Genomic DNA, 20,217 nt, shown 5'->3' on the forward strand with positions numbered 1-20,217 from the left:
GTGGCAAAGCACGGTGAAAAGCTGCTGAAAAACCACACCAATTCTGGTAGGAATTGCGCCCTTTGCCCCTCTTGGCAGGGGTGATACGCACCCGTCCAGCGCTTCGGCATGCCATCGGGCGACTACTGTAAGCGATCCGGCGATCACCGGACGGAGGGGACCCGAGGCACCGTGGACACGCAAGGCCGAGACGAGATCGATCCGGCGGACCAGTGGGTCATCGACCCGGCCACCGGCACCTACCGGCTGCGCCAGGAGGCGGCGCGGGACCGGCCGCGGTCCGCGGGCCTGCCCGAGCAGGGCCTGCCCCGGCAGACCGGCCGCGTCCCCGCCGCCCCCGCGACCAGGCCCGCACCGGCCGCCGTGCCGCAGCCCAGGCGCCGGACCGTTCCCCCGGTGCCGCCGGGGCGGCGCAGGGGCAGGCAGGGCGGTGCGCCGGGCAGGGGGCCGTCCCGGCGCAAGAAGGCGCTGCTGTGGACGGCGGGTTCGATGGGCCTGGTCCTGGTCGCGGTCGGCGTCGGCGGCTACCTGGTCTACGAGCACTTCAACGGCAACCTCACCACGGTCGACGTCGGCGACGCGGGCAGCAAGGACGTCTTCGGCCACGGCCCGCTCAACCTGCTGGTGATCGGCACCGACAGCCGCCAGGGCCTGGGCGGGAAGTACGGCGACGACGACAACCTGGGGCACGCCGACACCACGATCCTCTTCCACGTGTCGGCGGACCGCAGCAATGCCACGGCCATGAGCATCCCGCGGGACATCGTCACGAGCATCCCCGACTGCCCCACCCGGCAGAAGGACGGCACGGTGACGACGATCCCGGGCATTCCCGCCGGTCTGACCACGCCGAAGTTCAACGAGAGCCTGGGCGTCGGCGGGCGCGACCCCGGCTGCACCATGCGGGCGGTGACCGCGCTGACCGGCATCCGGGTGGACCACTTCATGATGGTGGACTTCGAAGCGGTCAAGGAGCTGTCGACGGCGGTCGGCGGTGTCGACGTGTGCCTGGCCAGGCCGCTGGTCGACCCCAAGTCGCACCTGGACCTGTCCGCGGGGCCGCACCGTATCGAGGGCGAGCAGGCGCTGGAGTTCGTCAGGACCCGGCACGCGCTGCGCAACCAGAGCGACCTGGACCGGATCAAGCTGCAGCAGCGCTTCCTCGGCGCGATGATCCGCAAGATCAAGTCGAGCGGCACGCTGACCAACCCCGGGAAGCTGTTCTCGCTGGCGGACACGGCCACCAAGGCGCTCACCGTGGACAGCGCGATCGGCAGCGTCGCCAAGCTGACCAGCCTGGCGAAGGGCCTGAGCAAGGTGGACGCCAAGCACATCACCTTCACCACGCTGCCCGTCGTCGACAATCCGCACGAGAAGGTCCACGCGACCGTCGTGGTCGACCAGGCCAGGGCGCAGCGGCTGTTCACGATGATCAAGGACGACGTGCCCTTCGGCAGGCTCAAGAAGCGGCCGAAGAGCGCCGCCCTGCTGCTCGGCCCGAAGGCCGCCCCCGCGGACGTGCGCGTTCGGGTCTACAACGGCAGCGGCATCCTCGGTGCGGCCCGCGGCACCGTGGCCTGGCTGCGCGGGACCCAGGGCGTCGGCGGCCCGGCCAACGGCGGCAACGCACCGGCACCGGCCGCCAGGACCACCCTGGTCTACACCCCCGCGCAGGCCGACCAGGCCCGCGCGCTGGCCGCGATGCTCGGCCTGCCCGGCTCCGCCCTGAAACCCTCGCCGGCCTCCGAGGACGGCACGGCGGCCGCGGACATGGCGCTCACCCTCGGTGCGGACTTCACCCGGGCCGGCGTCCCGGTCCCCGACCCCGAGGCGGCTCCCGACGACCTGGACCGTACCGAAGCGGACAATTCGTCCTGCGTGAGCTGATTCACGGAACCTCCCGGCGACCGGGGTCGTGTTAAGTCGAGGCCGCGGAATGCAACTCCGTGCGGCCGACGGCCGTCTGACAGGAGGACGACCGAGATACGGCCGGGTGCAGGGGGAGGGTTCTTGATGCGGGACGGGGCAATGGGGGGCGGCCAGGGTGCCGCGTCGAACCATGGCGACCTCGGCTGGGACGACGGGCTCTACCGGGACGACGCGCGCTCGTACGCCCCGGGGACGGGCTACGACGGCGGGCAGATACCCGGGCAGAGAAGCCCCCACGGCGGCGGGGACGGCCCCGACCCGATACCCGGCGGACCTGGCGCGGGCGGCGCCGACGACGGGGCCGCGGGGCGCGCGGCGGCGCCGGGCGGCGGGCACCGCAGGGGCGGCCCGCGGCGGCAGCGCAGCCGCAAGCGCAAGGTGCTGCGCTGGGTGGCGATCGTGGCCGCGGTCGCCGTGCTGGGCACGGCGGGGGCCGCGTACGGCTACTACGAGTACCTGTCCAGCAAGATCCGCAAGGGGGAGCGGGTCAGCGGCAAGACGAACGTGGCCAAGCCCAAGGCCAACGCCGACGGCAGCTCGGCGATGAACATCATGATCCTCGGCTCGGACAGCCGGCTCAGCGCGGACGACCAGAAGCTCGGCGGCGCCGCCGACAGCGCGGGCGCGCGCGCCGACGTGATCATGATCGCCCACCTGTCGGCGGACCGCAGCAACATGTCGGTGGTCAGCATCCCCCGCGACACCCGGGTGCGCATCCCCGAGTGCGAGGACCCCAAGACCCACCACATCTATCCCGAGACCAACACGATCATCAACGCCTCGCTGGGCCGCGGCGGACCCGGCTGCACCCTGGCGACCGTGCAGAACCTGACCAACGTCTACATCGACCACTGGCTGATGATCGACTTCTCCGGTGTGGTGAAGATGGCGGACGTGCTCGGCGGGGTGGAGGTGTGTGTCCAGCACAGCGTCTGGGACCGGCCGACGAAGTACATCAAGCACGGCGGGTCCGGGCTGAAGCTCACCGCCGGCAAGCACGTCATCAAGGACAAGCAGGCGCTGCAGTGGCTGCGCACCCGCGACGCCTTCGGTGACGACTCGGGCCGCGCGAAGGCCCAGCACATGTACATGAGCTCGTTGATGCGAACCCTGCGCGAGCAGAACCTCTTCGGCAACCCGGCCCGGCTGAACAAGATCGCCACCACCGCGATGGGCGCCTTCGAGGTCTCCTCGGAGATCGGCACCCCGAAGAAGCTCTACGACCTGGGCATGGAGCTCAAAAGCGTGTCGCCGTCCCGGATGACGATGCTCACCATGCCGCACGACGCGGACCCCGAGGACCCGAACGCGCACTACGTCCCCTCCAAAGACGCGAGCACGGTGTGGTCGCTGCTGCGCAACGACGTGGCCATGGACGCGGGCGGCAAGGCGAAGACCCCCGGCACCGCGAGCCCGACACCCAAGCCGACGACCCCGTCGGGGCCGCCCGCCGCGGCTCCCGCGACGATCCCGGTGACCGTGGTCAACGGCACGGCGGGGACGTCCGACCAGCAGGCCGTCGGGCACCGGGCCACCGACATCGCGACGGCGCTGAACACCGCGGGCTTCACCCAGGCCAAGCCGAGCCAGACCGCGGTGCCGAGCCCCGGCACGAGCGTGGTGTATCCGGCCGCCTCGGGTGAGCAGGGCAAGTCCGACGCGACCTCGGTGGCGAAGGCCATGAAGATCCCGGTGAGCAATGTGAAGCCGTCCGCGACCGCCACGGCCATCACCCTGACGGTCGGCGCGGACTGGAAGAAGGGCACCGACTACAGCACGACGCTGCCCAAGGCGGGCGGCGTGCCCAAGAGCGCCGACGTCTACAACGGCGCCGACAAGACGGGCTGCATGCCCATCCAGCCGATCTACCGCTGGGCCGGCTGACGTAGGGGGCGCACGCCGAACACGCGGAAGGGGTCCGCCGGGTCTCCCCGGCGGACCCCTTCGGCGTCGGGTCAGACGTCGGCGGGCGCCGACTGCGGGGTGGTGACCGCGGGGCGGCGGCTGGCGATGACCGTGCGGGCCAGCGAGCGCGGGCTGGTCAGGAAGCCGTAGCCCCAGCACATGTGCATGGTGGCCAGCGCCAGCGGGATGCGCAGCCGGGCGCCTGCGCCCAGGCCGCGGCCCGCGGGCAGCGAGCCGGCGGTGATGGCGGCGAGGTAGGCCGCGGGGACCAGCAGCGCCCACGGGGTCAGCGCGGCGCCGACGACGATGCCCGCCGCGTTGGCCAGGACGGCGCCCGGCGCGGCCAGGTAGCGCAGGTTGACCGAGCCGCGGTGGTAGCGGGTCACGACCCGGCGCCAGCGGCCGTAGTCCTTGTACTGCTTGGCCAGGGTGCGCACGCTGGGCCGGGGGCGGTAGGAGACGCGCAGGTCCGGCGAGAACCAGATGAGGTGGCCGGCCTCGCGGATGCGGTAGTTCAGCTCCCAGTCCTGGGCGCGGATGAACTCCACGTTGTAGCCGCCCTGCTGCTCCAGCACCTCGCGGCGGAAGACACCGAGGTAGACGGTGTCGGCGGGGGCCGCGGCGCCGCCGGTGTGGAAGGCCGCGTTGCCGACTCCTATCTTCGCGGTCATGGCCGCGGCGACGGCTTCCTCCCAGGCGTTCTCGCCCTCGGCGTGCATGATGCCGCCGACGTTCGCCGCGCCCGTCTCGTCCAGCAGGCGTACCGCGGTGGCGATGTAGTCGGGCGAGAGCATGCCGTGGCCGTCGACCCGCACCACGACCGGGTGGCGGGAGGCCTTGATCGCGGCGTTCAGCGCGGCGGGGGTGCGCCCGGTGGGGTTGGGCACCGTGTGGACCCGCGGGTCCTCGGCGACCAGCTCGGCCGCGATCGCGTCGGTGCGGTCCTTGGAGGGGCCGAGCGCGATGACGACTTCCAGCTCGCCCGGATAGTCCTGTTCCAGGATGTGCCGGACGGAGTTACGCAGATGGCGCTCCTCGTTGAGCACCGGCATGATCACGGAGACGGCCGGGAGCGCGGGGTCATTGGCGGCGTTCATTGCGGGAAACGTTACCGCCAATGGGGGACACCAGCGCGTGGGGGCAAGGCTGACAGTCCTATTTGTCCCTAGCCTGAACGGGTCTGCCCGCCCTGTCCGACCGCGGAGGGAATCCCGTGCCGCCGACCCGCCGACGTCCCGCCAGCCCCCCACGCGCACCGGCAGGGCGGCGGCCGGCGCCGGCCCGCCGGCCGCCCGTCCGGCTGAGCACCAGGATCGTGGGCGGGGTCGCACTGGTGGTGATCACCGTGAGCGGTGTCGGCCACGCGGCACTGACCGGGGTGAACGGGGCGATCGGCCGGGTGGACGCCTTCGGCGGCATGCAGGGCCGCCCCGAGGGGAGCAAGGGCACGAACTTCCTGCTGGTCGGAACCGACGGTCGGGACAATATTGCCCCCAATGAGAAGAAGCTCTACCACCTGGGCGGCGCTCCCTGCCACTGCACGGACACCATCATGCTGGTGCACCTCTCGCAGGACCGCTCCCGTGCCAGCGTCGTCAGCATCCCGCGCGACACGTACGTCCTGCTGCCGGCCAGGCCCGCGACGGCGGCTGCCCAGGCGACGGCGAAAGGCACCCGCAAAGCCGCCGCGAAGCCCGCAGGGAAGCCCACCGCGAAGCCCGCCTCCGCCACCCGCCCCGCCAAGCTCAACCAGGCCTACTCCCAGGGCGGCCCCAAGCTCACCGTGCGGACCGTCGAGCAGCTCACCGGCGTCCACATCGACCACTACCTGGAGGTCGACTTCACCAGCTTCATGAAGACCGTCGACGTCATCGGCGGTGTCCCGGTGTGCACCACGCGCCCGCTCAAGGACTCCTTCACCGGCCTGAACCTGCCGGTGGGCACCACGAACCTAGACGGCGGCCAGGCGCTGCAGTACGTACGCTCCCGGCATCTGGACCCGGCCGCCGACCTCGGGCGGATGCAGCGCCAGCAGCGCTTCCTGGCCCAGGTCATCCGCAAGATCACCAGCGGCGGCACCCTCGGCGACCCGCTGCGGCTCAGCAAGGTCGTCTCCACCGTGCTGGGCTCGGTGCGCGCCGACCAGGGGCTCGACAGCCGCGACATGGTCAGCCTCGCCCGCGCCATGAAGGGCTTCTCACCCTCCTCGTCGGAGTTCGCCTCGGTGCCGCTGAGCAACACCAGCCTCAACGTGCCGGGCGTCGGCTCCACCGTGAAGTGGGACGCGCTCAAGGCGGGCAGGCTGTGGGCGACCATCCGCGCCGACAAGCCGCTCACCGCCCCGCGCCCGACCCCCAGCGGCAGCCCCACGCCGGCCGGCAGACCGGTCGCGGTCGACCCGGCGAAGATCCGGGTACGGGTCGAGAACGGCACCACCGTCGGCGGTCTGGCCGGGAGCACCCAGCAGGCGCTGCACGCCACCGGTTTCGCCACCACCGGCACCCCCACGACGGCCCGCAAGCACGTGCCGCACACCGTCATCCGCTACGACCCGCGCTGGGACACCTCGGCGAAGGCGCTGGCGGTCGCCCTGCCGGGGGCGCAGCTGGTACCCGCGCCGAAGCAGGGTCCTGTCATGCGGGTCACGCTCGGCCCGGACTTCGCCATGGCCAGGGTCAGGCCGGTCACCGCGCCGCTGCCCGACCCCGGTGCGCAGCCGGAGGAGGGCGCGCTCACCGGCGACCAGGTGGGCTGCCCCTGAGAGCCGGGTGCCTCACACCAGGTCCCCGGCGGAGGCCGTCAGCCGTCCAGGCCCTCGGCCGCCCGCTCCCTGCGCAGTTCCATGATCGCCCGGCGGCGGGCCAGCCGGTGCGTACGCCGGATCTGCGCCTCCTGCTGGCGGCGCCGGTCCTCGGCCGTCTCCGGCAGCACGGGCGGCACCCGGCGCGGGCGGCCCTCGGCATCCACGGCCACGAAGACCAGATAGGCGCTCGCGACCTGCTTGGCGGGCCGCCCCGCCTCGTTCCAGCGCTCGGCGACGACCCGGACGCCGACCTCCATGGAGGTCTTGCCCGTCCAGTTGACCTGCGCCTTCACCTGGAGCAGGTCGCCGACCCTGACGGGTTCGAGGAAGATCATCTCGTCCATCGCACCGGTCACCGCGGGACCCTCGGAGTGCCGCCCCGCGACGGCGCCCGCCGCGTCGTCCACCAGCTTCATCACCACACCGCCGTGGACCGTGCCCAGCAGGTTGGTGTCGTGGGCGCTCATGATGTGGGAGAGCGTGATCCGGGCGGCTGACGTCGGCTTGCCCGGGGTCACCGGGACCTGCGGGATGTCGGATGAATCGATCATGACAGCTACTTTATGTCCGTTACGAAACCGCTGCGGCCGGTGGCCGAATGCATCGGGTCTGCTACAGAACCGCCCTGGATTCAAGGTCCCACGCCGCCGCCGGGCACACTGACCGACATGAACGGTTGGAGCGATGACACCGAGCAGCGCCGGCTCTCCGAGCCCCCGCTGCCCCCAGAACTGTCGCCGCGCAGGGCCGCCGCTGCCTCGGGCGGGGTCCCGCCGCAGCCCACCCGCCGCCCCGCGCCGGGCGGCCTGCCGCCCGGCGCGATCCCGCAGCCCAGCAGCGGGTCGGATGACGGATACGGCCCGCCGACCACCGGCGGCCCCGGCAGCGCGGGACCGCGCACCCCGCGCTGGAGCACCAGGAAGAAGATCGGCTACACCGCGCTCGGCCTGGTCGTCGTACTGCTGGTGGTGTCGGTCTCGACGTACTTCTGGGCCGACTCCAAGGTGCGGCGCGAGGTCGACCTGAGCAAGGTCGAGGACCGCCCGCCGGCGGGCAAGGGCACGAACTACCTCATCGTGGGGTCCGACAGCCGCGAGGGTCTGACCAAGCAGGACGAGAAGGACCTGCACACCGGTGCGGCCTCCGGCCAGCGCACGGACTCGATGATGATCCTGCACACCGGCAGCAACGGCACCACGATGATGAGCCTGCCGCGCGACTCCTACGTCACCATCCCGGCCTTCACCGGCCAGCAGTCGCACAAGCGGTACGCGGCCTCCACGCACAAGCTGAACCGCGCCTACGCCGACGGCGGCCCCGAGCTGCTGACCAGGACCATCGAGTACAACACCGGCATCCACATCGACCACTACGCCGAGATCGGCTTCGCGGGCTTCGTGAACCTGGTCAACGCGCTCGGCGGTGTGAACATGTGCCTGGACAAGCCGCTGCACGACAAGGCCTCCGGCGCGGACTTCTCCGCGGGCTGTCAGAAGATGAACGGCCAGCAGTCGCTCGCCTTCGTCCGGCAGCGCCACCAGGAGGCCGACCAGGACCTCGGCCGGATGCGCAACCAGCAGAAGTTCCTGTCGACCCTCGCCCACCAGGCGGCGTCGCCCTCGACCGTGCTGAACCCGTTCAAGCTCTACCCGGTGATCGGCTCGGGCCTGGACACGCTCATCGTGGACAAGAAGATGAGCCTGCGGAACCTCGCCTCGATGTTCTGGGCGATGAAGGGCGTCACCGGCGGCAGCGGCAACTCCATCACCGTGCCGATAGCCAACGCCAACTACATGACCTCGAACGACGGCGACGCCGTGAAGTGGGACATGGCCAAGGCGAAGACGCTCTTCGACGAGCTGAAGAACGACGACAAGGTCACCATCACCAAGTAGCCGGCCCACCGGGCGGCGCACGCGGACGGCCCCGACTCCCCCGCTGACGCGGTGGGAACCGGGGCCGTTCGGCGTTCGGAGGTCAGTGACGTCCGGCCGGGTTGCGGCGACGCAGCATGAAGACCGTGCCGCCACCGGCCGCGACAAGCACCGCGGCAACACCGGCGATCATGCCGGTGTTGCTGCCGCCACCGGTCTCGGCGAGGTTCGACGTGCCGCCGGCGGGCGAGGGCGCGTTGGTGTCCGCCACGGCGGCCGGGGCCGGGGTGGTGGTGGTCGCCGAGGGGGTGGGCTTGGTGCTCGGCGGCGTGTCGTCCTTCGGCGGCGGCGGGTTGTCGACCGGCGGGGGCGGGTTGTCGACGGGGGGCGTCGTGGTGCAGCCCTTGTCCGGCGTGGTCACCTCCTTGGTACCGACGTCACCGCCGCCCGACTTGACCACGTGCACGGCGTAGACGGTGTTGGGCGCCCAGTCCACGGGGAAGGTGAAGGTGACGCCCTCCCGGCTGCCCTTGACGTTCTTCTGGGAGCCGACCTCGGTCGTGCCCTGGGAGACCGTGATGTCGACAGCGGTCCCGGAGCCGTCCTGGTCGAGCACCTTGATCACACCGTGGTTGCTATCGTCGCAGGTCGCCGACGGGGTGAACTCGGTGATGGAGCAAGCAAACGCGTTGCCTGCGACGCCCAGCGCAAGTGCGGCTGCGGCGGAGGCAACGCCGATGGAACGCACCGCTATCGCGGTGCGGCGGTTTATGGACACGTCTTCCCTTCACGGGATCGGATCACAAGCACGGAAGGCCGTTCAGCGGACGCTGCGGCCCCCCGTCCCACTGATGGCCCTCACACACCTACAAGTCGCCGCGTGCGCTTGTCAATTGATCGCAAACCGCCCACAACTCGACCCCAAACACGCAAAGAGCACCCGGTGCGGGTGCTCTTTGCGTGACGGCTGTTACAGAGTTGCTACGCGGGCAGGTTACGGGCCATCACGATCCGCTGGACCTGGTTGGTGCCTTCGTAGATCTGGGTGATCTTGGCGTCGCGCATCATGCGCTCGACCGGGTAGTCGCGCGTGTAGCCGTATCCGCCGAGGAGTTGGACCGCGTCGGTGGTGATCGACATGGCCACGTCGGAGGCGTAGCACTTGGCGGCGGCGCCGAAGAAGGTCAGATCGGCGTCGGTGCGCTCGGACTTGGCCGCGGCGGCGTAGGTGAGCTGGCGGGCGGCCTCCAGCTTCATGGCCATGTCGGCCAGCATGAACTGGATGCCCTGGAATTCGGCGATGGCCTTGCCGAACTGCTTGCGCTCGGCGACGTACCCCTTGGCGTAGTCAAGCGCGCCCTGGGCGATGCCGATGGCCTGGGCGGCGATGGTGACGCGGGTGTGGTCGAGGGTCTTCATCGCAGTGGCGAAGCCGGTGCCCTCGGCGCCGATCATGCGGTCGGCGGGGATGCGGACGTTGTCGAGGTAGACCTCGCGGGTCGGCGAGCCCTTGATGCCGAGCTTCTTCTCCGGTGCACCGAAGGAGACGCCCTCGTCGCCCTTCTCCACCACGAAGGCGGAGATGCCCTTGGAGCGCTTGTCGGGGTCGGTGACCGCCATGACGGTGTAGAAGTCGGAGACCCCGGCGTTGGTGATCCAGCGCTTGACGCCGTTGAGCACGTAAGTGTCACCGTCGCGCACGGCCCTGGTCTTCATGCCGGCGGCGTCGGAGCCGGCCTCCGGCTCGGACAGGGCGTAGGAGAACATGCCCTCCTTGCGGGCGAGTGCGCCCAGATACCTCGTCTTCAGCTCCTCGGAGCCGGACAGCTGCACCGGGAGCGAGCCGAGCTTGTTGACCGCGGGGATGAGCGAGGAGGACGCGCAGACCCGGGCCACCTCCTCGATCACGATGACGGTGGACAGCGCGTCGGCGCCCGAGCCGTCGTAGGCCTCGGGAACGTGCACCGCGTGCAGGTCGTTGGCCTCCAGCGCGTCGCGCGCCTCCTGGGGGAAGCGGCCCTGCTCGTCGACCTCTGCCGCAAAGGGGGCGATCTTCGCCTCGGCGAGGGAGCGCACGGCGTCCCGCAGCATGTCGTGCTCTTCGGAGGTCCGGAAAAGGTCGAAGTCGGAGGATCCGGCCACAGAGTCTCACTCCCGATGCTAACTACCGTTAAGTAACCCTACAATCCTAGGGCCGTGCGGCCGATCCGTCCTACGTGACCTTCCCGACAGCGGGGGCCGCGACACCGGCGGCTCACGACACGTGGGTGCCGAGGGTGTCGAGGCTGTGGGTGGCCACGAAGTCGGCCATGGTGTCGTTGCGCACCGCCTCCCACAGCTGCGCGCTGCCGGTGTCGTCCAGCAGGACGACGGACTGCTTCTGGATTGTGTCGAAGCCCGCGACGGGCGCGTTCATGAAGACCATGTCGGAGGAGCGGACCGAGCGCATGTCCCAGACCAGGTCGCGCAGCGCCCCGTCGGAGAGCCGGTCGTCCACGCTGACCACCGAGGTGACCTGGTCCAGGGTCCGCTTGAGCTTGAGCGGGTTGGTCACGGTCCCGCCGGAGAGCACCTTGGACAGCACCGCCCGCAGGAAGTTCTGCTGCCGGTGGGTCCGGTCGAGGTCGCCGCCCGGCAGGCCGTAGCGCTCGCGCACGTAGTCCAGCGCGTCGTCGCCGTCCATGTGGTGCGGGCCCGCGGTCCACACACCGCCGGGGCCGTTGCGGCGGGTGACGGTCCTGTCGACGGTGATGTCCACGCCGCCGACCGCGTCGGTCAGCTTCCTGAACCCGCTCCAGTCGATGACCGCGAGGTGGTCGATCTTCACCCGGGTCAGCCGCTGCACGGTGTCGATGAGCAGCGGCGGGCCGCCCCAGGAGAAGGCGGCGTTCAGCTTGGCCATGCCGTGCCCCGGGACGTTCACCCACGAGTCGCGGGGCAGCGAGACGACGTAGGCGTGTTTGTGGTCGGCCGGCAGGTGCACCAGCATCATCGTGTCGCTGCGCTGGGCGCCCGGCTTCCACTCCGGCGCCTTGGCGTCCTTGCCCGTGGTGGGCAGGTCGGAGCGGGAGTCCACGCCGACCAGCAGGAAGGTCTGGCTGCCGCTCCTGGACGGCGGCGGGAGCGCGGCGGCCGGCACGTCGGTGGGGAAGACGTGCGGGATGCGCTGCACACGCCCGGTGTAGTGCTGGTAGGCCCAGTAGCCGGTGCCGGCGATCAGCAGCGCGCCGGTGCACAGCAGGATCAGCGCGCCGTACAGCACCCGCCGGGTGCGGCGCCTGATCCGCGCCCGCCGCGCCTCGGCCGCCTCCGGTGCACCGGCTTCGTCCGCGCTCCCGCCCGTATCGGGTACGTCCCCGGCCTCCGGTACGCCCCCGCTGTCCGGTACGCCGTCCGCCGCTGCTGCGTCCCCGCCCTCCGGTACGCCGACAGCCTCCGGTACGCCGTCGGCCGCATCGGCTCTGCCGTCCTCGTCACCAGCCACGTTCGCCCCCACCCCGCCATCCCCCGGACACGCGTTCGGTCTCCGCATTGTGGACCTGCCGACCTGTGCGCACCCCCTCTTTGGGCCAGTCGGTGGCGGATATGCTCTGGCCCATGCCTCTCAAGCTCACCGTGATCGGTACCGGCTACCTCGGCGCCACCCATGCCGCCGCCATGGCCGAACTCGGCTTCGACGTGCTCGCGCTCGACATCGAGCCGCGGAAGATCGAGATGCTGGCGCAGGGCAGGGTGCCGATGTTCGAGCCGGGCCTGGAAGAGCTGCTGGCCAAGCACGTGGCCGGGATCGAGGGCTCCAGCGGGCGGCTGCGCTTCACCCTGTCGTGGGAGGATGTGGCCGAGTTCGGCGACGTGCACTTCGTGTGCGTCAACACCCCGCAGAAGCAGGGCGAGTACGCCTGCGACATGAGCTACGTGGACCGCGCCTTCGCCCTGCTGGCCCCGCACCTGCGGCGGCCCGCGCTGGTGGTCGGCAAGTCCACGGTTCCGGTGGGCAGTGCGGCCCGGCTGGCGGAGGTGCTCGCCGAGCTGGCGCCGGCCGGCGCGGACGCGGAGCTGGCGTGGAACCCGGAGTTCCTGCGCGAGGGCTTCGCGGTGCAGGACACGCTGCACCCGGACCGGATCGTGGTGGGCGTGGCGAGCGAGCGCGCCGAATCACTCCTGCGGGAGGTTTACGCCACGCCCGTCGCAGAAGGCACGCCTTTCGTCGTCGCGGACTATCCGACGGCCGAGCTGGTCAAGACCGCGGCGAACGCCTTCCTGGCCACCAAGATCTCCTTCGTCAACGCCATGGCCGAGGTCAGCGAGGCGGCCGGCGGCGACGTGGCCAAGCTCGCCGAGGCGATCGGCTACGACGACCGGATCGGCCACAAGTTCCTGCGGGCCGGCATCGGCTTCGGCGGCGGCTGCCTGCCCAAGGACATCCGCGCCTTCATGGCCAGGGCCGGCGAGCTGGGCGCCGACCAGGCGCTGACCTTCCTGCGCGAGGTCGACTCGATCAACATGCGGCGCCGCACCCACATGGTGGAGATGGCCCGCGAGGCGCTCGGCGGCGGCTTCCTCGGCCGCCGGGTGGCGGTGCTCGGCGCCACCTTCAAGCCCGACTCGGACGACGTGCGGGACTCCCCCGCGCTCAATGTGGCGGGCCAGATCCAACTGCAGGGCGGCCAGGTCACCGTCTACGACCCCAAGGGCATGGAGAACGCCCGCGCGCTCTTCCCGACCCTCGGCTACGCCCCGACCGCGCTGGACGCGGTCCGCGGCGCGGACATAGTGCTGCACCTGACCGAGTGGCGGGAATTCCGCGAGCTGGACCCGGCCGCGCTGGCCGAGGTCGCGCGCGGCCACGCGGTGCTGGACGGCCGCAACGCCCTGGACCCGGCGGTGTGGCGCAAGGCGGGCTGGACCTACCGCGCGATGGGCCGCCCGCAGGCCTGAGGCGTACTCCCGGCGGACGTGCTCCCCACGCCGTCAGCCGGCCTCCCGCGCGCCCGCCCTGCTGTTCTTGCGGTAGGTGCGCATCTTGGCCCGGCTGCCGCAGATCGCCATGGTGCACCAGCGGCTGCGGCCCGCCGGGCTGCGGTCGTAGTAGACCCAGCGGCAGGTGTCGGCCGCGCACGCCTTCAGCCGCGGCCAGGTCCCGTCCGCCGTCGCCCGCACAATTGCCGCGGCGACCGCTGCGGTCACCTCGGCCGCACCGGTGAGCCCGGCCGCGGGTCGTACGGCGGCGCGGCCCTCGGCGTCCACGGCCAGCCGCAGCGGCGCCCGCTCCAGCAGGTCGTCCAGGGCCGCCACGGTGGCCGCGGGGACGTCGGTGCCGGTGTGCGCGGTGCAGACGTCCCGCAGCGCCTCCCGCAGCGTCAGGACGTCGGCGAGCGCGCCCGCGTCGTAGCCGAGCCCTGACAGGCCCCGCCCGCGCGCCCAGCCGGCGGCGTCCTCGGCCGTCCGCAGTTCGTCGGCGCCGGCCTCCAGGTCCACGGTGTTGACCAGGTCCTGCACGAGCTGCAGCGCCTCGGGCGCGGGACTGCGTACTCCTGGCTGCTCCACCCTTGCCACGTTACCGCTGCTCCGCCATCATGAAGTAACGGTTACCGCTACCTACCCCGTAGCCGGTAACACTGTCCGACGAAAGGAACCGCCATGATCGGCCGGCTCAGCGCCGTCGTCCTCGACTGTCCCGACCCCGCTGCCCTTGCCGCCTTCTATGCCGAGCTGGTGGGCGGCACCGTCGAGATCGACGACGAGGAGTGGGTGGACCTCAACCGCGAGGGGGGCCAGACGCTGTCCTTCCAGCGCGTCGGCACCTACCAGGCGCCCGCATGGCCCGACCCGCAGCGCCCGCAGCAGTACCACCTGGACATCGCGGTGCCGCGCGCCGAGATGGACGACGCGGAGAAGCAGGTGATCGCGCTGGGCGCCACCCTGCTGGAGGGCGACCTCGGCGGCACGCGCAACTGGCGCGTCTACGCCGACCCGGTCGGCCACCCCTTCTGCCTGTGCGGCTGCTGAGCCGCAACCAGGGTCAGCCGGCCGGCTGCACCATGGCGGACGGGCCGCGTACCGCCTGGATCGCGGCCGCGGCCGCCTCCGCCTCGCGCAGCACCCGCACCGCGTTGTGCCAGGTCAGCTTGGCGAGGTCGGCGTCAGACCAGCCGCGGCGCAGGAGTTCCGCGATCAGGTTCGGGTAGCCGGCCACGTCGGCCAGGCCGTCGGGTGTGAAGGCGGTGCCGTCGAAGTCGCCGCCGATGCCGACGTGGTCGACGCCCGCCACCTCCCGCATGTGGTCGAGGTGGTCGGCGACGGTCGCCGCGGTCGCGGCGGGGCGCGGGTGCTCCGCCTCGTACGCCCGCTGGACGGCCATCCCCGCCGGGGTGGTGTCCAGCGGGTGCAGGCCGTGCGCGCGCATGTTGGCGTCGGCCGCCGCGGTCCACTCGATGGCCGCGGGCAGGATGAACTTCGGCACGAACGTGGCCATGGCCACGCCGCCGTTGGCGGGCAGCTGGGCGAGCACGTCGTCGGGGACGTTGCGCACGTGGTCGCAGACCGCGCGGGCCGAGGAGTGCGAGAAGAGCACCGGCGCCTCGGCCACCCGCAGGGCCGCGCGCATGGTGTCGGGCGAGACGTGCGAGAGGTCCACCAGCATGCCGAGCCGGTTCATCTCCCTGACCACCTCCTCGCCGAAGGCGGTCAGCCCGCCCGCCGCGGGCTCGTCGGTGGCCGAGTCCGCCCACGCGGTGTTGGTGTTGTGGGTCAGCGTCATGTAGCGCACGCCGAGGGCGTGGAAGGCCCGCAGGACGGCCAGCGAGCCGTCGATGCTGTGTCCGCCCTCGGCGCCCATCAGCGAGGCGACACGGCCCTGCGCACGGGCCTTCTCCAGGTCGTCCGCGGTCAGCGCGAGCACCAGGTCGTCCGGGTAGCGCTCGGTCATCCGGTGGACGACGTCGATCTGCTCCAGCGTCGCGGTGACGGCGTCGGCCCCTGCCAGCTCCACCGACACGTACACCGACCAGAACTGCCCGCCGACCCCTCCCGCCCGCAGCCGCGGGATGTCGGTGTGCAGGCGGTCGCTCTGGTCGGCGGCGATGTCGAGCCGGTCCAGGTCGTAGCCGGCCTGCTCGCGCAGCGCCCACGGCAGGTCGTTGTGCCCGTCGACGACGGGGTGGGCGGCGAGCAGGTCGCGGGCGCGGGCGAGGAGGTCCATGCGGGCCAGCCTATGCGGCGGCGCACAGGGCCAGGCCGTGGCGGGGCCGCCCTGCGCCCGGCCCGGCGCCCGCTTACTGGGCGAAGCCGAAGCCCGCCGCTCCGGTGACCTTGGCGCGCAGCCGGCGGCCCTTCTCGGTGGCCTGCTCGTTCAGCGAAGCCTGGAAGTCCCGCATGCGCGCCTGCAGCTCCTGGTCGTGCGCGGCCAGGATGCGTACCGCGAGCAGCCCGGCATTGCGCGCGCCCGCCACCGAGACGGTGGCGACCGGCACACCGGCGGGCATCTGCACGATGGACAGCAGCGAGTCCATGCCGTCGAGGTACTTCAGCGGCACCGGCACGCCGATGACCGGCAGCGGAGTGACGGAGGCGAGCATGCCCGGCAGGTGGGCCGCGCCGCCCGCGCCCGCGATGATCGCCCGCAGCCCGCGGTCCGCGGCCTGCTCACCGTAGGCGATCATCTCGTGCGCCATGCGGTGCGCGGAGACGACGTCCACCTCGAAGGGGACGTCGAACTCCTGGAGCGCGTGGGCCGCGGCCTCCATGACCGGCCAGTCGGAGTCGGAGCCCATGACGATGCCGACCACCGCGGCGGTCGCCTCGCGCGCTTCACTCATCGATCGTCCCTCGCAGGTAGTCGGCCGCGTGACGGGCGCGCTCGCGCACGTCGGGCAGGTCCTCGCCGTAGGTGGTGACGTGGCCGACCTTGCGGCCGGGCTTCACGTCCTTGCCGTACATGTGGATCTTCAGGCCCGGGTCGCGGGCCATGCAGTGCAGGTAGCCGGCGTACATGTCGGGGTAGTCGCCGCCGAGCACGTTGGCCATCACCGTCCAGCGCGCCCGCGGCCGCGGGTCGCCGAGCGGCAGGTCCAGCACCGCCCGCAGGTGGTTGGCGAACTGCGAGGTGGCGGCGCCGTCGATGGTCCAGTGGCCGCTGTTGTGCGGGCGCATGGCCAGTTCGTTGACCAGGATGCGGCCGTCGGCGGTCTCGAACAGCTCGACGGCGAGGTGGCCGACCACACCCAGCTCGCGGGCCACCGTCAGGGCGAGCTGCTGCGCCTGCGCCGACAGCGCGTCCGGCAGCCCGGGCGCGGGCGCGATCACCGTGTCGCACACCCCGTCGACCTGAACGGACTCCACGACGGGATAGGCCACCGCCTGGCCGTGCGGCGAGCGCACCACGTTGGCGGCCAGCTCGCGCACGAAGTCGACCTTCTCCTCGGCGAGCACCGGCACGCCGGCCCGGAAGGCGTCGGCGGCGTCGACTTGCGACCGCACGAACCACACGCCCTTGCCGTCGTAGCCGCCGCGCACCGTCTTGAGGACCAGCGGGTATCCGGCGCCCTCCGCGGCGAAGCGGCTGACGTCCGCTGGGTCGGCGACGATCCGGTTGCGCGGGCAGGGCACCCCGATCTCGGCGAGCCTGGCCCGCATGACGCCCTTGTCCTGCGCGTGCACCAGGGCGTCGGGGCCGGGGCGTACCGCGACGCCGTCCTCCTCCAGGGCGCGCAGGTGCGCGGTCGGCACGTGCTCGTGGTCGAAGGTGATCACGTCGCAGCCGCGGGCGAAGTCCCGCAGGGTGTCGAGGTCGCGGTAGTCGCCGACGGTGACGTCGGCTGCGACCTGTGCGGCCGAGTCCTGCGCGGTGTCGCTGAGGATCTTGAACCTGATGCCGAGCGGAATGCCCGCTTCGTGCGTCATACGGGCGAGCTGGCCGCCGCCGACCATGCCGACTACGGGGAATGTCACGTTTCATCCTGCCGGTGGTGCACGGGGGCGGGTCCCCCGCTGATGGCCCTACCAGGGTATAGGCCGCACGACCGCCCGAACGCCGGACGTCTCCGCGGCGACTTCCAGGGGGCGGTTAGCATGAGGGACATCGAAAACCTCAGCCACCGACCGGCACCACCGACCCACGACCCCCCACAGACAGGGCCACCATGACCGGATTCACCGCCCTGCGCGGCAAGCTGGCCCTGATGTACCGCGAGATCGCGAAGTTCGGCGCGGTGGGCGGCGCCGGGGTCCTGGTCAACATCGGCGTGTTCAACCTGGTCCGGCACAGCACCGGGCTGCAGACGGTCCGCGCGAGCGTGCTGGCGACGCTGGTGTCCATCGCGTTCAACTACGTCGGCTTCCGCTACTTCACCTACCGGGACCGCGACAAGGCGGGCCGCACCAGGGAGCTGGGGCTCTTCCTGCTCTTCAGCTGCATCGGCCTGGTGATCGAGAACGGCGTGCTGTTCGTGGCCACCTACGGATTCGACTGGGACAGCCAGCTGCAGAGCAACGTCTTCAAGTTCGTGGGCATCGGCGTGGCGACGCTCTTCCGCTTCTGGTCCTACCGCACCTGGGTCTTCCGCACCCTCCCGGCGCGCGACGCCGTGGAGCAGGCCGAGTCCTTCCTGGCCGAGGACGCGCCCGCGGCCCCCGCCGACCGGCACGTGTGATCAGCTGACGATGTCCTCGCGGGGCGGTGGCTGCTGCATCTCCCGGGCGAGGAAGAGCGCGAAGACCGGCGGCTGCTGCTGGAGCAGTTCGAGCCGCCCGCCGTCGGCCTCTGCCAGGTCGCGGGCCAGCGCAAGCCCCAGGCCGGTGGAGTTGCGGCCGCTGACCGTGCGCTCGAAGACCCGCGCGCCCAGGTCGGGCGGCACCCCGCGGCCCTCGTCCGTCACCTCGACCACCGCCTGGTTGCCGGTCACCCGGGTCCGCAGGCCGACCGTGCCGGACCCGTGCATCAGCGAGTTCTCGATCAGCGTGGCCAGCACCTGCGCGACCGCGCCCGGGGTGCCGACGGCCCGCAGCGCGGGAGTGCCGGAGCGGACGATGGCCCGCTTCTTGTTCTGGTACGCCGGGCGCCACTCCTCGACCTGCTGCTTGATCACCTCGTCGAGGTCGAAGTAGACCGCTGAGCCGGTCCGCGGGTCCCGCGCGTTGGTCAGCAGCCGCTGCACCACGTCGGTCAGCCGCTCGACCTGGCCGAGCGCGATCGTCGCCTCCTCCTTGACCGTCTCCTGGTCGTCGGTGGCCACGATCTCCTCCAGCCGCATCGACAGCGCGGTCAGCGGGGTCCGCAGCTGGTGCGAGGCGTCGGAGGCGAGCCTGCGCTCCGCGGTGAGCATCCGCCCGATCCGCTCGGCGCTGGCGTCCAGCACGTCGGCGATCCGGTCCAGCTCCGGCACCCCGTAGCGGCGGTGCCGGGGGCGCGGGTCACCCGAGCCGAGCCGTTCCGCGGTCGCGGCCAGGTCGCTGAGCGGGCTGGCCAGCCGCTTGGCCTGGCGCACGGCGAGGCCGACGGCGGCCAGTACGGCGAGCAGCGCGACCGCGAGGATCACCAGCAGATTGCGGCCGATCTCCTCGCTGACGGTGGACCGCGGCTGCTCCACGGTCACCGACTCGCCGTGGTCACCGCGCTGCGTGGAGGTGATGACCTTGCCCTTGGGGCGGTCGCCGAGGGTGACCTGCGGGTGGCCGGGCACCGAGACCACGGCGTAGCGGTTGGCGGCGATCTGCCGGTCCAGGCCCTTGGCGTCGATGCTCTCGCCGGCCAGGATGCGGTTCTCCACGATGCCGACCAGGCGCACCGCCTCGGACTCCACGCCGTCGCGCGCGCTGCTCTCGATGGTTCTGGTCTCCACGAAGACCAGGGACAGCCCGAAGACGGCGATGACGACGAGCACCACGGCCAGCGTGGAGGAGATCAGACGGCGGCGCACGGCGGTGGCGGGTCAGTTCTTCTCGAACCGGAAACCGACCCCGCGCACCGTGGAGATGTACCGCGGGTTGGCCGCGTCGTCGCCGAGCTTCTTGCGCAGCCAGGAGATGTGCATGTCCAGGGTCTTGGTGGACGACCACCAGGTGGTGTCCCACACCTCGCGCATCAGCTGCTCGCGCGTGACGACCCGGCCCGCGTCCCTGACCAGCACCCGGAGCAGGTCGAACTCCTTCGCGGTGAGCTGGAGTTCGTCGTCGCCCATCCAGGCGCGGTGCGACTCGACGTCGATCCGCACCCCGTGGGTGGACGGCTGCGTCGGCTCCGTGGTGCCGCGCCGCAGCAGGGCGCGCACCCGGGCCAGCAGCTCCGCCAGCCGGAAGGGCTTGGTCACGTAGTCGTCCGCCCCTGCGTCCAGGCCGACGACCGTGTCGACCTCGTCCGCGCGGGCGGTCAGCACCAGCACAGGGAAGGTGTGGCCCTCGGTGCGGATGCGCCGGCACACGTCGAGGCCGTCCATCCCTGGCAGGCCCAGGTCGAGCACCACCAGGTCGACGGAACCCAGCAGCGCGGCCTCCAGCGCGGTGGGTCCGTCCTCGCGCACCTCGACCTCGTACCCCTCGCGGCGCAGTGCGCGCGCGAGCGGTTCCGAGATGGATGCGTCGTCCTCGGCCAGAAGTACGCGGGTCATGGGCTTGATGGTAGTCCGCACCCCCCGGGCGCGAGGTGGTGGTACGCCGCTGCTCCTTCGCGCCTGCCGCGGCCGCGGTGCGCCGCCGCCGCGCCGGCCGCCG

Annotated in this window: 18 protein-coding genes; 7 read left to right on the forward strand and 11 right to left on the reverse strand. The window is 71.7% G+C overall.

Features of this window, described 5'->3' with window-relative positions; all coding sequences use genetic code 11:
• The first annotated feature begins 171 nt into the window (after nucleotides 1–171).
• Nucleotides 172–1,887: an LCP family protein gene (locus tag JT723_RS31575; protein ID WP_251512960.1), complete on the forward strand. Its 1,716-nt coding sequence runs from the start codon at nucleotides 172–174 to the stop codon at nucleotides 1,885–1,887.
• Between the two features lie 126 nt (nucleotides 1,888–2,013).
• Nucleotides 2,014–3,813, forward strand: coding sequence for an LCP family protein (locus tag JT723_RS31580; protein ID WP_240166495.1), 1,800 nt, complete (start codon nucleotides 2,014–2,016; stop codon nucleotides 3,811–3,813).
• 71 nt (nucleotides 3,814–3,884) lie between these two features.
• Here the strand turns inward: JT723_RS31580 and JT723_RS31585 are convergent, their stop codons facing one another.
• On the reverse strand, nucleotides 3,885–4,931 hold the full coding sequence (locus tag JT723_RS31585; RefSeq protein WP_205048291.1) for a glycosyltransferase family 2 protein: 1,047 nt from the start codon (nucleotides 4,929–4,931) through the stop codon (nucleotides 3,885–3,887).
• 116 nt (nucleotides 4,932–5,047) lie between these two features.
• Between JT723_RS31585 and JT723_RS31590 the strand changes: the two genes are divergently transcribed.
• Complete coding sequence (locus JT723_RS31590) at nucleotides 5,048–6,595, forward strand: LCP family protein (protein WP_443608270.1); 1,548 nt, start codon at nucleotides 5,048–5,050, stop codon at nucleotides 6,593–6,595.
• Nucleotides 6,596–6,633: 38 nt separating this feature from the next.
• Here the strand turns inward: JT723_RS31590 and JT723_RS31595 are convergent, their stop codons facing one another.
• Nucleotides 6,634–7,188 (reverse strand): acyl-CoA thioesterase, encoded by a 555-nt coding sequence (locus JT723_RS31595; protein WP_205048292.1) that lies wholly within the window; start codon nucleotides 7,186–7,188, stop codon nucleotides 6,634–6,636.
• Between the two features lie 117 nt (nucleotides 7,189–7,305).
• Here JT723_RS31595 and JT723_RS31600 point away from each other — a divergent pair, with 117 nt between their 5' ends.
• Nucleotides 7,306–8,532, forward strand: a complete 1,227-nt coding sequence (locus JT723_RS31600) for an LCP family protein (protein ID WP_205048293.1) — start codon at nucleotides 7,306–7,308, stop codon at nucleotides 8,530–8,532.
• An 82-nt stretch (nucleotides 8,533–8,614) separates the two neighbouring features.
• Here JT723_RS31600 and JT723_RS31605 read toward each other — a convergent pair whose 3' ends face one another.
• The 3 genes from JT723_RS31605 to JT723_RS31615 all read right to left on the reverse strand — a co-directional run bounded on the left by JT723_RS31605 (nucleotide 8,615) and on the right by JT723_RS31615 (nucleotide 11,995).
• Nucleotides 8,615–9,289: an LAETG motif-containing sortase-dependent surface protein gene (locus JT723_RS31605; RefSeq protein ID WP_205048294.1), complete on the reverse strand. Its 675-nt coding sequence runs from the start codon at nucleotides 9,287–9,289 to the stop codon at nucleotides 8,615–8,617.
• A 203-nt stretch (nucleotides 9,290–9,492) separates the two neighbouring features.
• Nucleotides 9,493–10,653 (reverse strand): acyl-CoA dehydrogenase family protein, encoded by a 1,161-nt coding sequence (locus JT723_RS31610; protein ID WP_205048295.1) that lies wholly within the window; start codon nucleotides 10,651–10,653, stop codon nucleotides 9,493–9,495.
• Nucleotides 10,654–10,765: 112 nt separating this feature from the next.
• Nucleotides 10,766–11,995, reverse strand: a complete 1,230-nt coding sequence (locus JT723_RS31615; protein WP_251512964.1) for an LCP family protein — start codon at nucleotides 11,993–11,995, stop codon at nucleotides 10,766–10,768.
• 113 nt (nucleotides 11,996–12,108) lie between these two features.
• Between JT723_RS31615 and JT723_RS31620 the strand changes: the two genes are divergently transcribed.
• The gene (locus tag JT723_RS31620) at nucleotides 12,109–13,449 is read left to right on the forward strand and encodes a UDP-glucose dehydrogenase family protein (protein WP_205048297.1); all 1,341 of its coding nucleotides are present in this window, start codon (nucleotides 12,109–12,111) and stop codon (nucleotides 13,447–13,449) included.
• A 33-nt stretch (nucleotides 13,450–13,482) separates the two neighbouring features.
• Here JT723_RS31620 and JT723_RS31625 read toward each other — a convergent pair whose 3' ends face one another.
• The gene (locus JT723_RS31625) at nucleotides 13,483–14,058 is read right to left on the reverse strand and encodes a CGNR zinc finger domain-containing protein (RefSeq protein WP_251512965.1); all 576 of its coding nucleotides are present in this window, start codon (nucleotides 14,056–14,058) and stop codon (nucleotides 13,483–13,485) included.
• Between the two features lie 93 nt (nucleotides 14,059–14,151).
• Here JT723_RS31625 and JT723_RS31630 point away from each other — a divergent pair, with 93 nt between their 5' ends.
• Nucleotides 14,152–14,520: a VOC family protein gene (locus JT723_RS31630; RefSeq protein ID WP_205048298.1), complete on the forward strand. Its 369-nt coding sequence runs from the start codon at nucleotides 14,152–14,154 to the stop codon at nucleotides 14,518–14,520.
• 13 nt (nucleotides 14,521–14,533) lie between these two features.
• Here JT723_RS31630 and JT723_RS31635 read toward each other — a convergent pair whose 3' ends face one another.
• The 3 genes from JT723_RS31635 to JT723_RS31645 form a co-directional block, all read right to left on the reverse strand.
• Nucleotides 14,534–15,712 (reverse strand): dipeptidase, encoded by a 1,179-nt coding sequence (locus JT723_RS31635; RefSeq protein WP_205048299.1) that lies wholly within the window; start codon nucleotides 15,710–15,712, stop codon nucleotides 14,534–14,536.
• A 73-nt stretch (nucleotides 15,713–15,785) separates the two neighbouring features.
• Nucleotides 15,786–16,328: a 5-(carboxyamino)imidazole ribonucleotide mutase gene (gene purE, locus JT723_RS31640; RefSeq protein WP_205048300.1), complete on the reverse strand. Its 543-nt coding sequence runs from the start codon at nucleotides 16,326–16,328 to the stop codon at nucleotides 15,786–15,788.
• On the reverse strand, nucleotides 16,321–17,460 hold the full coding sequence (locus JT723_RS31645) for a 5-(carboxyamino)imidazole ribonucleotide synthase (protein WP_251512967.1): 1,140 nt from the start codon (nucleotides 17,458–17,460) through the stop codon (nucleotides 16,321–16,323). Before JT723_RS31645 ends, purE begins: the two co-directional genes overlap by 8 nt.
• Nucleotides 17,461–17,651: 191 nt before the next feature.
• Between JT723_RS31645 and JT723_RS31650 the strand changes: the two genes are divergently transcribed.
• Complete coding sequence (locus JT723_RS31650; RefSeq protein ID WP_205048301.1) at nucleotides 17,652–18,161, forward strand: GtrA family protein; 510 nt, start codon at nucleotides 17,652–17,654, stop codon at nucleotides 18,159–18,161.
• Here JT723_RS31650 and JT723_RS31655 read toward each other — a convergent pair whose 3' ends face one another.
• Together JT723_RS31655 and JT723_RS31660 are read right to left on the reverse strand one after the other, a co-directional pair.
• A complete protein-coding gene (locus tag JT723_RS31655; RefSeq protein WP_205048302.1) occupies nucleotides 18,162–19,427 on the reverse strand; it encodes a sensor histidine kinase in 1,266 nt (421 codons plus the stop codon).
• Between the two features lie 12 nt (nucleotides 19,428–19,439).
• Nucleotides 19,440–20,114 carry a response regulator transcription factor gene (locus JT723_RS31660; protein WP_205048303.1) on the reverse strand — a complete coding sequence of 225 codons (675 nt, stop codon included), beginning with the start codon at nucleotides 20,112–20,114 and terminating at the stop codon, nucleotides 19,440–19,442.
• Nucleotides 20,115–20,217: the final 103 nt, after the last annotated feature.

The organism is Actinacidiphila bryophytorum (genome assembly GCF_016916835.1).
Classification (GTDB): domain Bacteria; phylum Actinomycetota; class Actinomycetes; order Streptomycetales; family Streptomycetaceae; genus Actinacidiphila; species Actinacidiphila bryophytorum.

Coding starts and splice junctions, on each gene's coding strand:
- JT723_RS31580 (WP_240166495.1), top strand. CDS start 2,014: ATGCGGGACGGGGCAATGGGGGGCGGCCAGGGTGCCGCGTCGAACCAT.
- JT723_RS31585 (WP_205048291.1), bottom strand. CDS start 4,931: ATGAACGCCGCCAATGACCCCGCGCTCCCGGCCGTCTCCGTGATCATG.
- JT723_RS31595 (WP_205048292.1), bottom strand. CDS start 7,188: ATGATCGATTCATCCGACATCCCGCAGGTCCCGGTGACCCCGGGCAAG.
- JT723_RS31600 (WP_205048293.1), top strand. CDS start 7,306: ATGAACGGTTGGAGCGATGACACCGAGCAGCGCCGGCTCTCCGAGCCC.
- JT723_RS31620 (WP_205048297.1), top strand. CDS start 12,109: ATGCCTCTCAAGCTCACCGTGATCGGTACCGGCTACCTCGGCGCCACC.
- JT723_RS31630 (WP_205048298.1), top strand. CDS start 14,152: ATGATCGGCCGGCTCAGCGCCGTCGTCCTCGACTGTCCCGACCCCGCT.
- JT723_RS31635 (WP_205048299.1), bottom strand. CDS start 15,712: ATGGACCTCCTCGCCCGCGCCCGCGACCTGCTCGCCGCCCACCCCGTC.
- purE (WP_205048300.1), bottom strand. CDS start 16,328: ATGAGTGAAGCGCGCGAGGCGACCGCCGCGGTGGTCGGCATCGTCATG.
- JT723_RS31650 (WP_205048301.1), top strand. CDS start 17,652: ATGACCGGATTCACCGCCCTGCGCGGCAAGCTGGCCCTGATGTACCGC.
- JT723_RS31660 (WP_205048303.1), bottom strand. CDS start 20,114: ATGACCCGCGTACTTCTGGCCGAGGACGACGCATCCATCTCGGAACCG.